Source organism: Allobosea sp. GW822-FHT03F07, assembly GCF_058801345.1.
Map to the genome: position 1 here is coordinate 192,333 of NZ_JBXAND010000008.1, position 11,804 is coordinate 204,136.

Sequence of the window (11,804 nt, forward strand, 5' to 3'; positions counted from 1 at the left end):
ATCAGGATAAGGTGCCGCCAGCACTTCGCGCCCGGATCGCCGCCAGCGTGATCTGCCCCAGTGCCGTGCCGTCCTCGTCGCGGATCGTCGCGGCGTCGCGGCCCTCGGCCAGGAATGCCGACAGCACCTCACGGACGGAAAGCGACCCCGGGAGGTCGAACCCCTCGGCCACGCCGCCAGGTTCGACCGCATCGCGCGCAAGCACCAGCGAAAGCCGGCGCAGAGCCCGATCGGCGCCAACGAAATCGGCGACGAAATCGTCGGCGGGCGCAGCCAGCAACCGATCCGGCGTGTCGTATTGCACAAGCTTGCCGTCCCTCATGATCGCGACGACGTCGCCCATGCGGATCGCCTCGTCGATGTCGTGCGTTACCAGGATGACGGTCTTGCTCAGCCGCTTCAGGATCGCGAGGAATTCGTCCTGCAGGCGGCCGCGCACGATTGGATCGACGGCCCCGAAAGGCTCGTCCATGAGCATCACCGGCGGATCGGCCGCGAGCGCGCGCGCCACGCCGACGCGCTGGCGCTGCCCGCCGGAGAGATGGCGCGGATAGCGCGAGAGATACAGCGCGGGGTCGAGGCCGACGAGCTCCAGCATCTCTTCGCTACGCGCCCTGATGCGCGCGGCGTCCCAGCCGAGCAGCCTGGGCACGGTGGCCACGTTCTGCGCGATCGTCATGTGCGGAAACAGGCCGATCTGCTGGATGACGTAGCCGATATGCCGCCGCAGTTCGACTGGATCTGCCTTGGTCACGTCCCTGTCGCCGACGATGATGCGCCCTGAGGTCGGCTCGATCAGCCGGTTGACCATCCGCATCGTCGTGGTCTTGCCGCAGCCGGAGGGGCCTATCAGCACGCAGACCCTGCCCTTCTCGATCGTCAGGTCGAGCGCATCCACGGCCGGGCGAGCAACGCCGGGGAACAGCTTCGTGACCTTCTCCAGCCGGATCGTCATGAGGCTCCCATCCGTAGCTGGCGTGTCATCAGCCGTTCGATTCCCGCAAAGGCGACCTCGACCGTCAATGCCAACAGGGCGACTGCGACGGCACCGGCGATCAGCTGTGGGAAGTTGAAATTGGCCATGCCGGCGGTGATCAGCTCGCCGAGCCCGCCGCCGCCGATGAAGGCCGCCAGCGTCGCCGCCGAGACGATCTGGACGGCGGCCGTGCGGATGCCCGCGAAGATCACCGGAAGTGCCAGCGGGATCTCGATCTGCGTCATCACCTGCCTGTCGGACAAGCCCTGTCCGCGCGCCGCCTCGACGATGTCGGCATCGACCTCGGCCAGTCCCGTATAGGTGTTCAGCAGCAGGGCCGGGAGTCCGTAGAGCGTCAGCGCCACGACGGAGGGCAGGAAGCCCGTGCCCAGCAGCGGCAGCATGATGACGAGCAACGCCAACGACGGCACGGTCCGGAGGATATTGACGATTGCGATCGCGGCATTGGCGAAGCGGCGATAGCGCGTCAGGGCGAGCCCGAGCGGCAGCGCGATCAGCAACACGGCAGCCAGCGCGACACCGGTCAACCAGAGGTGATTCTGCAGCGCGACGATGAAGATCGAGGGGTTGGCGGCGATCCATCCGGCCATCAGGCGGCCTCCGCCTGCTTGGCTCGAAGCCAGAGCTCGACCCGGCGCAGGCTCTCGTCGCAGAGCACGGCCAGGGCTGAGGTCATCACCGCGCCGGCCACGACCTTCTCGCCGAAATCCTGGGTGATGCCCTGGAAAATGATGTCGCCCAGGCCGCCCGCATTGATGAAGGCGGCCACGGTCGCGACCGAGACCTGCGTGACCACCGTGATGCGGATACCGGCGATGATCACCGGCAGTGCCAGCGGCAGCTCGATGGTCAGGAGCCGGCGCCAGCGGCCATACCCCATGCCGTCGGCGGCATCGAGGATATCGGGCGAGATCTCCCGCAGGCCGGTGGCGACATTGCGGATGATGATCAGCAGCGCATAGGCGACGAGCGCCACGATCGCCGGCCAGAAGCCCAGCCCCAGATAGGGGATCAGCAGCGCGAAGATCGCGAGCGCCGGCACGGTGTAGAGCGCGCCCGATACCAGCAGCACGACGAGCGCAAAGCCAGGCCTGCGCGCCGAGAGCACACCGAGCGGCAGGCCGATGGCGAGCGCGATCGCAAGGCCGACGCCGACGAGCTGAATATGCTCCCACAGCGCCAACAGCAGCCGGTCGTAGTTCTCGATCGTCCAACTCATGGCGCCGAGCCTTCGCCGGTCGCTATATCTGCCAGAACCAGCCCACCAGCTTCGATGGTGAGAGACAAAGCCTCGTATTCGCACCCCATCGGCCGGTCGTCGTCGAGGCGGTCGACGTGTCGGCGAACGAAGGCGTGCGCGGCGGCGGTGCCGCGCCCGAGCGTGATTCCGCCGCGCAGATCGACGGCTTCCGCCGCGACGACGAGCTCGATCGCTGCCAACCGCGTCAGACGCCTTGCGATCGCATGCGTCTTCTCGACGATGCGCGGCGTCATTGGCGCGTAGTCCTCGACGCCATCGGCGACAGGCAGGGTCATGGCGCCGAGCGGCAGGGCGAGATGGCGGATCTCGGCCTCCAGCGCCGACACAGTCTTCTGCGAGGTCGCGAAACCCGAATGCGAGCCGCCATGTCGTGTCAGAAAGCGTGGCAGGTCGCTCATCGAAGGCGACATCAGTTTCATGATGCGCGCAGCCGATATGGTCGCCAGATGCGCCAGCGCAAGGCCTGCCGCCTCCAGCGTCAGCGCCAGCTCGGTCGTGTCGAAATTGACGCTGGAGAGCATGGCGTCGCGCGACACCAGCACGGCCGGGCTGTCGCAGACGCTGGCAATTTCCGCTTCGACCACTGTCCTCGCCGCTGCGACGGCGCGCGATGCATGGCCTGCAATTGGAGCGAGACAGCGGAAGGAGAGGGGGTCCTGAATCCGCCGTGCCGTGCCTGCCTCGAACAGGTCGCTGCCGGCAAGCAGCGTGCGCAGCCAATCGGCGCCTGCACGATGACCCGGCATGCCCCTCATCGCGGCGAGGTCGGCGTCGAGCGGCGAGAGATTGGCGCGGAATCCCTCCAGCGCGAGCGCGCCCGCTACGACACTGGCCTGCAAGGCCGTGCGCAGCGCGTTGACCGCCAGCGCCGCCAGTCCGATACCTTGCGAATTGGCATTGAGCAGAGCGAGCCCGTCCTTGGGGCCGAGTTCCGGCAGAGCGATGCCGGCTGCCGCCATTGCTTCGCCGCCGGGTCGAACCGTGCCGCCGAATTCGGCCTCGCCCGCCCCGATCAGCGGCAGGAAGGCCTGCGCCAGCGGGCTGAGATCGGCCTCGCCGAGCGAGCCGATCCCGCGCACGATCGGATGGACGCCGGCGTTGAGCATGGCGGCGACCGTCGCTGCCAGCGCCGGCGACACCCCCGATGCGCCGTAGCAAATGCCGATGAGGCGCGCGAACAGCAGCGCGCGCACCGCCTCCGTCGTCAGGGGCTCGCCGACGCCGACGGCCCGCGCCCGGATCGCCCGCGCCTGGAATGCCGGAATGGCCTCGCCCGAAAGCTTCGTATCGACGGCAGCGCCGAGTCCGGTCGTCAGACCGTAGACGCTGTCGCCGCGTTCGAGCGCGCGCAGCACGACGGCGCGTGCCGCCCGCAGGCGCGGGCCGACGGATTGGTGCAGGGCGACAGGAGCAAAGTCGCGCGCGACCGCGACGACCGCCTCGATTCCGATCGCAACCTCGCCGAGAACGATCGCGGCGGGGCCCGCAGCCGCGTCGCGTGCCGGCGTCGATCCGGCGCTCAGTTCACCAGCCCCTTGGCCTTCAGGAACGCGGCTGCGACGGTGCGCGGCTCCTTCTTGTCGACCTCGACCTGGCGGTTGAGCTCCTGCATCGTCGGATTGTCGAGCGCGGCGCCAACCTTCTCCAGCACGGCGACGATCTTCTCGTTGGCGGCGATCTCGGGGCGGACGACCGGCGCGAGGAAATAGGGCGGGAACAGCGACTTGTCGTCGTCGAGCGCCACGAATTTCTCAGCCGCGATCTGCCAGTCGGTCGAGAAGCCGTTGGCAACCTCGATCTGCTTCTGGTTCAGCGCCTCATAGCGCAGCCGCAGCGCCGCAAACTGCTTGAACTCGGCGAATTCGGCCCCGTAGACCTCCTTCAGCCCCTTAATCCCGTCGCGACGATCGACGAACTCCGTGCCCGCCCCCAGCCGAAGCTTCGACGAGGCCTTGCCGAGATCGCTCAAGGTCTTGAGGTTGAATTCCTTGGCAGTCTCGGGCCGCACCACGATCGCATAGCCGTTGTTGATGCCCGACGGTTTCAGCCAAGTCAGGTTGAACTCCTTCTCGTAGAAGGCCTTGACCATGCCCCGCACTTTCTCGGGGTCGGTCTCGGTGACGCCCTGTGCCTTCATCACGGCGTTGAGGCCGGTGCCGGTATATTCCGGATAGAGGTCGATCGCGCCGCTCTTCAGCGCCTCATGCGCGACGAGCGTGCCGCCGAGATTGATCTTGCGCTCGACCTTGAAGCCCGCGGCCTCCAGCGCCGCACCATAGAGTTCCGCCACGACGAACTGCTCGGTGAAGTTCTTCGAGCCGATCTTGATGGTCTGGGCCGAGGCGGTTGAAAGGCCGGCCGCCACCACTGCGGCAGCCGCAAAGACCGTTCTGAGAATGCGCATGGCTTGGGTTCCTTGGGATGCGATGGGGGTACGCTAGCAAGCGCGGCGGCTGATGCAAGGAACGGGCGAAACAAAGAATGGTGACGCGCGGTTCGCTTCGCCCGATGGAAGACCCATATCCCTCACCACACCCCGGGCAGGGCATTCCGTTCTCCGCCCCGGATCGCCACCGGCAGGCGATTCTCGATCGGCGAGAGTGGGCAGACCCAGGCTTTCGAATAGGCGCAGGACGGATAATAGGCGAAATTGAAATCGAGGATCAGGCGGCCATCGGCCGTGCGGCCGAGGTCGGCGCTCTTGATCGTATCGAGCAGATAGCGCCCTCCGGCAAAGCTCTCGCGCCCATTGGTCGCGTCGCCGAAGGGCAGGAACAGCCCGCCGCCATAACCCTCGATCCAGTAGAGCGTCAGCTCCTTGCCCAGCGCGGGCTCCAGACCGATCGTCATGGCGAACGGCACGAGTGTCAGCATTCCGTCCTTGCCCGCCTCCAACTCGATCGTCGCACGGTCGAGCGCCGGGCCGAGCTCGACCTCGAAGCGCAGCGACGGATCGTAGGCGAAGCAGTCGATGCCGCTAAATTGCGCCCTGCGCGCCGCTGCCAGAGGTGACTGCGAATGCTCGCGGAACAGCCGGTCGCGCACGCCGCGCCAATGCACCCAGCCTTCCCGAGCGGGCATTGCCCTGATGGCTGCATAGAGATCGGCTATCTCGCGCCGCCAGCCACACAGGCTGACATAGCGCTCAAACGCAGTGTCGGCCGGCACTTGCCGCGTGGCCTTGAGGATCTGATCCGTCATGATGTTGCGCCCCTGCGGCGGATGCCCGGGTCAACGCACCGCAACCCGGCAAGTTGCACAGCAACGATCTTCCCCTATCGCCGCGCCAGCTCATGGCAGCTGGGACAGCGGAAACGATTTCTCTGATCTGACAACGTATTGTCACCGGCCCGAATGCTCCCAAGACGGACTCTGCATTGGATTGGACCCCTGGCGATGGATAGGATCAGGCTGCGGATTTGACCGTGAGCCGGGCGTGCTGATCCTCGAACTGCTGCGGGCTGGGATCGCCGAGCGCGGAGTGCAATCGGCTGGCGTTGTAGACCTGATCGATGAAGCGCGGAAGATCGGCGGCGACATCCTCGAAGGTCTCGTCGGCCAGAACTTACATCCTCCCAAGTTGAAGTGGTTGCGGGAGCTCGTACTGGCCGTCAAAGCAAAACAGCCCAGGAAAGCCCCGATTTCCGGGGTTCCTGTGCTGCTTCAGCGTTGGTTGGGGGGGCTGGGAGGATGCCGGCGCCCTCATCTCCCATCTCAAATTCGTCATGGGCCACCATGACAAGGTGGAGCGGATTGCCGTCGTTTCGGACAGCGAGTTCCTGAAGCTCGAGCCGCATGTGGCGAAGCACTTCGTCGCGGCCGACATCCGCCGATTTCCGGCAGATGAGAAAGACCGCGCGCTGGCCTGGCTGAAAGGAGTGCTAGCCTAGGGATTTTCGCCGGCGATGACGTGGCGGAGCGATGCGGTCTGAGGCCATTTTTCGCCACCGCAACCTGTACCTAAGGACAATACGTCGAAGCCGCCCGTTGTGGTGGTGTGGGCGGCGTAGGAGGTGGAGATGCCCGACAGAGGCAGCACCACGCGACGGGGAAACGCGCGCTGGGCGGTGAATGAACAGCGACGCGGCTTTGGGCTGCGCTCAAGCATCGTGTCTGATGGATCGCAGGATCCCCCGCAGCGACGTCGAACATCAAATTCAACCTGAAGCGGTTCGGAGTGCGGCCATGGTCAAAGCCCCCACGGATGCCTTCGCCGACGCGCTCGCCTATGCAACGGATGCCGGGCAGCGTCTCGTCCTGATGCTGGACGCCCTGAGGCAGCGCGCCGTCCAGTACGAGGAGCACCTCTCTGAGCTCGCCCCAAATGTGCTCGACTATGAGGCCGAGCTCGTTTGCGACGGACGCTCCCTTCCCCGGCCGGTCAATTATGTCCTGGCGCGGATCCTGCCATCTGAAGGGATGGTCATCGACCCGGCGAAGCGTCCATTCGTCATTGTCGATCCGCGCGCCGGCCACGGACCGGGGATCGGCGGCTTCAAGGCCGACAGTGAGATCGGCGTAGCCATGAAGGCGGGGCATCCCTGCTATTTCGTCGGCTTCCTGCCCGACGCGGTTACCGGGCAGACCATCGAACATGTGGCGCTTGCCGAGGCGGCCTTCCTGGAGATGGTCATCGCACGGCATCCGGAAGCCGACGGCAAGCCCTGCGTGATCGGGAACTGCCAGGCCGGCTGGGCCGTCATGATCTTGGCCGCGCTCAGGCCGGAGCTCTTTGGACCGATCATTCTCGCCGGCTCGCCCCTGTCCTACTGGGCCGGCGTCAAGGGCCAGAACCCGATGCGATATACCGGCGGCCTGCTGGGCGGGAGCTGGCTGACCGCCCTGACGAGCGATCTCGGCGCGGGAACCTTCGACGGCGCGTGGCTCGTCCAGAACTTCGAAAACCAGAACCCGGCCAACACGCTCTGGAGCAAGCAGTACAATTTGTATTCGAAGATCGACACGGAGGTGGAGCGCTATCTCGGCTTCGAGAAATGGTGGGGCGGGCACGTCACGCTCAACGCCGAGGAAATCCAGTTCATCGTCGACGAGCTTTTCATCGGCAATCGTCTGGCTTGCGGCGAGATCAGGGCTTCCGACGGCACGGCGATCGACCTCCGCAACATTCGCTCGCCGATCGTGGTGTTCTGTTCGAAGGGCGACAACATCACCCCGCCGCAGCAGGCGCTGGACTGGATTCTCGACCTCTATGGCAACGTCGACGAGATCCGCTCCTACGGGCAGACGATCGTCTACGCCATTCACGACAAGATCGGGCATCTCGGCATCTTCGTCTCGGCGGGGGTTGCGCGGAAGGAACATGACGAGTTCGCCTCCAACATCGATTTCATCGATGTCCTGCCGCCGGGGCTCTACGAGGCGGTCTTCGAACCGAAAGCCGGCGCCGACGCCAACCCGGATCTGGTCACCGGCGAATGGGTGATGCGCTGCGAGGCGCGGACGCTCGACGACATCCGCGCGCTCGGCGGCAACGACCTCGACGACGAGCGCCGCTTCGCGACCGCCGCCCGCGTCTCGGAGATCAACCTGTCGCTCTACCGCGCGCTGGTGCAGCCATGGGTGAAGGCAATCGCTAACCCCGTGATCGCGAAGGCGATGCAGGCGATGCATCCGCTGCGCCTGCAATACGAGATGTTCGGCCCGAAGAACCCGTTCCTGTCCTGGCTGGACGCCGCGGTGTCGGGGGTTCGTCAGGAGCGCCAGCCGGTGGCCGATGACAACGTCTTCCTGAAGGCCCAGGAAGCCGCCTCCGCGCAGATCGTCAACGCCCTCGACAACTGGCGCCAGGTGGTCGAGCAGATGTCCGAGCAGGCGTTCCGCAGCATCTACGGCGCGCCATTGCTGCAATCGGCCGTCGGCATCGACACGAGCTCGGAGCAGCGCCCTCGAAGCGCCCCGAAGAGCAGGCTGCACGCCGAACTGCTGGCGAAGCGGATCGAAGAGCTGCGCACCGGCCTGGCGGCGGGAGACGTGCTCCACGCCTGCGTGAGGGCGCTTCTTTATGTCGGCATGGCGCAGGAAAGCGTTGACGAACGCGGTTTCGAAGCGATCCGGCGGCTTCGCGAGCAGGGCGATTCCGCTCGCCGCCTGACGCTGAGCGAGTTCAAATCATTAGCGCGCGAACAGTTCTTCATGCTGCTGATCGACCAGGAAGAGGCGCTGAGGACGCTGCCCGGCCTGCTGCCACCGGGCCAAGAGGAGCGCACCGCCGCATTCGAGCTCGTTCAGCGGGTCGCAACGGCGCGAGGCCCGCTTTCGGGCGAGCCGGCGGGCCGGCTCGACGAAATCCGGCGCCTGTTCGAGCTTGCTTCGCCGGTAGGCTCGAACGAGCCCGGGAAGCTGCGCGTCGTCACAAGACAGAGGGCTTAGCATGCACGCGGCCGACGACAGGTCATCCACTGCAGGCCCCGGGCAGCCGGGCTCCAAATACGAAAGGCTGATCGCGGCGGCCCGGAGCGACGCGCCGGCCGTGACGATCGTCGCGCACCCCTGTGATCCGACCTCCCTGCGCGGCGCGCTCGAGGCGCGCGATGAGGGCCTGATCACGCCGATTCTGGTGGGGCCGCGGTCCAGGATCCTGGAAGTCGCCAAGGCCGAGGGGCTGGATCTGGACGGCATCGAGATCGTCGATGCGCCCCACAGCCATGCAGCGGCAGCCCAGGCCGTGAAGCTCGTTCGGGAAGGGCGAGGCGAGCTGCTGATGAAGGGCAGCCTGCATACCGACGAACTGATGCGGGAAGTTGCCGCCTCCGCGACCGGGCTGCGTACGGAGAGGCGCATCAGCCATGTCTTCATCATGGATGTGCCCGGCCATGCCGAGACGCTCTTCATCACGGACGCAGCGATCAACATCTTCCCCGACGTCGACGCGAAGCGGGACATCATCCAGAACGCTGTCGATCTCTGGAGAGGCATCGGCCTCGGCGTGCCGCGCGTCGCGATCCTCTCGGCCGTCGAGACCGTCACGACCAAGATCCCGTCCACGATGGAGGCGGCGGCGCTCTGCAAGATGGCCGATCGCGGCCAGATCACCGGTGCCCTGGTCGATGGCCCGCTGGCCTTCGACAACGCCATATCGCCGGAAGCAGCGGCGATTAAGGGCATCGTGTCGCCCGTGGCGGGGCATGCGCAGATCCTGGTCGTCCCCGATCTCGAGGCCGGCAACATGCTCGCCAAGAATCTGACCTTTCTTTCCCATGCCGACGCCGCCGGCATCGTGCTGGGAGCGCGGGTGCCGATCGTGCTGACCTCGCGGGCGGACTCGGTGCGCACGCGATTGGCGTCATGCGCCGTGGCCGCACTCTACGCGGCCGCTAGGCGAGGAACCTCCTCGGTGGCGGCGGTCTAGGGCCTGTATTCATGATGGATGCGATCCTTGTGGTGAACGCTGGCTCGTCGAGCCTGAAGTTCCAAATCTTCAGTGTCTCCGGGGGGATGTTGGCACGTCAGGTGCGCGGGCAGCTCGACGGCATCGGGCAGCGGCCGCGCCTACGCGCTTACGACGCCAAGGGCTCGTCCCTGATCGACGTAAACTTCCAGCGCGAGGAGGTACCGAACCTCCCGGCCGCGATCGACAGGACGCGAAACTGGCTGCGCAGCCTGGAGGGGTTCAGCCTCCTGGCGATCGGCCACCGCGTCGTGCATGGCGGGCCGGACTATGCCGCGCCGACCATCATCGACCACGCGCTCCTCGACAAGCTGGCGACCTATGCCGAGCTGGCGCCGCTCCACCAACCCAACAATCTCCTGCCGATCCGGCTCGCGATGGAGATCAACCCGGACGTGCCGCAGATCGCCTGCTTCGACACAGCCTTCCATCGCAGCCATCCGCAACTGGCGGACTTCTACGCGCTCCCGCTGGCTTTTCACGCCGAGGGAATAAGGCGCTACGGTTTCCATGGGCTGTCATACGAATTTGTCGCCGGCCGTCTACGCGAGCTGATGCCTGATCGAGCCGCCGGCCGCGTGATCATCGCTCATCTCGGAAGCGGCGCCTCGATGTGCGCCTTGCTGAACGGCCAGAGCATGGAGAGCACGATGGGCTTCACCGCGCTCGACGGCCTGCCGATGGGCACGCGTCCCGGGCAGCTTGACCCCGGCGTCGTGCTGCACCTGATCATGCAGAAGGGGATGTCGGCGGAGGCTGTCTCGAAGCTGCTCTATCATGAGGCGGGCTTGAAGGGATTGTCGGGCATCTCCAACGACATGCGCGATCTGCTGTCGAGCGAGGACCCGCGCGCCGCATTCGCGATCGACCACTTCGTCTATCGCTGCGCCCTCAATATCGGTGCGCTGGCGGCGGCGCTCGATGGGCTCGATGCCTTGGTCTTTACGGCGGGCATCGGAGAGAACGCGCCCGAGCTGCGGGCGCGGATCATTCGCCGCATGGCGTGGCTGGGAGCAGAGCTCGATCCGGAAGCCAATCAGGCCGGCTCGCTGCTGATCTCGACACCGGCCAGCCAGGTCGGCCTCTACGTCGTTCCGACGGACGAGGAACGGATGATCGCCGGCCATACCCTGAGACTGATCACCGCCACTCCCTGAGCCGAGGCCGCCCATGAGCATTCCAACCGTCAAAGCGAAGTTGCTGGAAGGCAAGAAGGGCCTGATCGTCGGGATCGCCAACGAGCATTCGATCGCCTGGGGCTGTGCCCGGGCCTTCCGCGCCTTCGGGGCCGAACTGGCCGTGACCTACCTCAATGAGAAGGCGCGCCCCTATGTCGAGCCGCTCGCCCGGGAGCTCGAAGCACCGATCGTGCTGCCTCTGGACGTCGTTCAGCCGGGGCAGATGGAAGCCGTGTTCGAGCGGATCACGGAGACCTGGGGCGAGCTCGATTTCGTCATCCATTCCATTGCCTTCGCGCCGCGCGACACGTTGGCCGGCCGCGTTGTCGACGCCCCGTTGGAAGGTTTTCTGAAGACGATGGAGGTCTCGTGCTGGTCTTTCATCCAGATGGCGCAGCTGGCCGAGCCGCTGATGAAGAACGGCGGGACGCTCTTCACCATGACCTACTACGGCTCGCAGATGGTGGTGGAGAACTACAACATCATGGGTGTGGCGAAGGCCGCTCTCGAATCCGCCGTCCGCTACATGGCCGCCGAGCTGGGGCCGAAGGGCATTCGGGTGCACGCGATCTCGCCCGGCCCCCTGGCGACGCGTGCCGCCTCGGGAATCCCCGAGTTCGATGCCCTGCTGGACAAGGCCAAGCGCAAGGCGCCCGCGCGCGAACTGGTGTCGATTGAGGATGTCGGCACCGCGACGGCATTTCTCGCGCATGATGCAGCCCGGCTCATGACCGGCCAGGTCCTCTACATCGATGGCGGTTATCACATCATCGATTGACCCCGCCCATACGGCTCCCTTTGCCGCTAGGCGGATAAGGCTATCCAACAGGTCGCGCCTAGTCAGAGAAGAGTCGGACGTGCACCTTTGGTCAAATCCGATAACGTCCGCTTCTCTATCGCGGTTTAAGTCAAGAGGCGGCACCGATCGACCGCCGGTTGTGCCAGCGGGGACGACGGCAG

The 11,804-nt window shown here is 65.9% G+C and carries 12 protein-coding genes; 6 read left to right on the top strand and 6 right to left on the bottom strand.

Annotation, left to right across the window (positions count from 1 at the left end; genetic code table 11):
• Window position 1: 1 nt before the first annotated feature.
• The 6 genes from AC1RMY_RS21125 to AC1RMY_RS21150 form a co-directional block, all read right to left on the bottom strand.
• Complete coding sequence (locus AC1RMY_RS21125; protein WP_492867866.1) at window positions 2–955, bottom strand: ABC transporter ATP-binding protein; 954 nt, start codon at window positions 953–955, stop codon at window positions 2–4.
• Window positions 952–1,587 carry an ABC transporter permease gene (locus AC1RMY_RS21130; protein ID WP_492867868.1) on the bottom strand — a complete coding sequence of 212 codons (636 nt, stop codon included), beginning with the start codon at window positions 1,585–1,587 and terminating at the stop codon, window positions 952–954. Before AC1RMY_RS21130 ends, AC1RMY_RS21125 begins: the two co-directional genes overlap by 4 nt.
• A complete protein-coding gene (locus tag AC1RMY_RS21135) occupies window positions 1,587–2,216 on the bottom strand; it encodes an ABC transporter permease (protein ID WP_492867870.1) in 630 nt (209 codons plus the stop codon). The genes AC1RMY_RS21130 and AC1RMY_RS21135 overlap by 1 nt, the downstream gene beginning before the upstream one ends.
• Window positions 2,213–3,781 carry an HAL/PAL/TAL family ammonia-lyase gene (locus AC1RMY_RS21140; RefSeq protein ID WP_492867893.1) on the bottom strand — a complete coding sequence of 523 codons (1,569 nt, stop codon included), beginning with the start codon at window positions 3,779–3,781 and terminating at the stop codon, window positions 2,213–2,215. Before AC1RMY_RS21140 ends, AC1RMY_RS21135 begins: the two co-directional genes overlap by 4 nt.
• The gene (locus tag AC1RMY_RS21145; protein ID WP_492867872.1) at window positions 3,778–4,662 is read right to left on the bottom strand and encodes a glycine betaine ABC transporter substrate-binding protein; all 885 of its coding nucleotides are present in this window, start codon (window positions 4,660–4,662) and stop codon (window positions 3,778–3,780) included. The genes AC1RMY_RS21140 and AC1RMY_RS21145 overlap by 4 nt, the downstream gene beginning before the upstream one ends.
• Before the next feature lie 122 nt (window positions 4,663–4,784).
• A complete protein-coding gene (locus tag AC1RMY_RS21150) occupies window positions 4,785–5,459 on the bottom strand; it encodes a DUF1684 domain-containing protein (protein WP_492867874.1) in 675 nt (224 codons plus the stop codon).
• A 235-nt stretch (window positions 5,460–5,694) separates the two neighbouring features.
• On the opposite strand from AC1RMY_RS21150, the gene AC1RMY_RS21155 reads away from it, so the two are divergent.
• The 6 genes from AC1RMY_RS21155 (at window position 5,695) to fabI (ending at window position 11,622) form a co-directional block, all read left to right on the top strand.
• On the top strand, window positions 5,695–5,997 hold the full coding sequence (locus AC1RMY_RS21155; protein ID WP_492867875.1) for a hypothetical protein: 303 nt from the start codon (window positions 5,695–5,697) through the stop codon (window positions 5,995–5,997).
• Complete coding sequence (locus AC1RMY_RS21160; RefSeq protein ID WP_492867877.1) at window positions 5,984–6,148, top strand: SpoIIAA family protein; 165 nt, start codon at window positions 5,984–5,986, stop codon at window positions 6,146–6,148. Before AC1RMY_RS21155 ends, AC1RMY_RS21160 begins: the two co-directional genes overlap by 14 nt.
• Before the next feature lie 295 nt (window positions 6,149–6,443).
• Complete coding sequence (locus AC1RMY_RS21165) at window positions 6,444–8,648, top strand: DUF3141 domain-containing protein (RefSeq protein ID WP_492867879.1); 2,205 nt, start codon at window positions 6,444–6,446, stop codon at window positions 8,646–8,648.
• Between the two features lies 1 nt (window position 8,649).
• Window positions 8,650–9,627 (top strand): phosphate acetyltransferase, encoded by a 978-nt coding sequence (locus AC1RMY_RS21170; RefSeq protein ID WP_492867880.1) that lies wholly within the window; start codon window positions 8,650–8,652, stop codon window positions 9,625–9,627.
• A 14-nt stretch (window positions 9,628–9,641) separates the two neighbouring features.
• Window positions 9,642–10,823, top strand: a complete 1,182-nt coding sequence (locus AC1RMY_RS21175; RefSeq protein ID WP_492867895.1) for an acetate/propionate family kinase — start codon at window positions 9,642–9,644, stop codon at window positions 10,821–10,823.
• A 13-nt stretch (window positions 10,824–10,836) separates the two neighbouring features.
• The gene (gene fabI, locus AC1RMY_RS21180) at window positions 10,837–11,622 is read left to right on the top strand and encodes an enoyl-ACP reductase FabI (protein ID WP_492867882.1); all 786 of its coding nucleotides are present in this window, start codon (window positions 10,837–10,839) and stop codon (window positions 11,620–11,622) included.
• Window positions 11,623–11,804 lie beyond the last annotated feature (182 nt).

Coding starts and splice junctions, on each gene's coding strand:
- AC1RMY_RS21125 (WP_492867866.1), bottom strand. CDS start 955: ATGACGATCCGGCTGGAGAAGGTCACGAAGCTGTTCCCCGGCGTTGCT.
- AC1RMY_RS21160 (WP_492867877.1), top strand. CDS start 5,984: ATGGGCCACCATGACAAGGTGGAGCGGATTGCCGTCGTTTCGGACAGC.
- AC1RMY_RS21135 (WP_492867870.1), bottom strand. CDS start 2,216: ATGAGTTGGACGATCGAGAACTACGACCGGCTGCTGTTGGCGCTGTGG.
- fabI (WP_492867882.1), top strand. CDS start 10,837: ATGAGCATTCCAACCGTCAAAGCGAAGTTGCTGGAAGGCAAGAAGGGC.
- AC1RMY_RS21130 (WP_492867868.1), bottom strand. CDS start 1,587: ATGGCCGGATGGATCGCCGCCAACCCCTCGATCTTCATCGTCGCGCTG.
- AC1RMY_RS21150 (WP_492867874.1), bottom strand. CDS start 5,459: ATGACGGATCAGATCCTCAAGGCCACGCGGCAAGTGCCGGCCGACACT.
- AC1RMY_RS21165 (WP_492867879.1), top strand. CDS start 6,444: ATGGTCAAAGCCCCCACGGATGCCTTCGCCGACGCGCTCGCCTATGCA.
- AC1RMY_RS21175 (WP_492867895.1), top strand. CDS start 9,642: ATGGATGCGATCCTTGTGGTGAACGCTGGCTCGTCGAGCCTGAAGTTC.
- AC1RMY_RS21170 (WP_492867880.1), top strand. CDS start 8,650: ATGCACGCGGCCGACGACAGGTCATCCACTGCAGGCCCCGGGCAGCCG.
- AC1RMY_RS21145 (WP_492867872.1), bottom strand. CDS start 4,662: ATGCGCATTCTCAGAACGGTCTTTGCGGCTGCCGCAGTGGTGGCGGCC.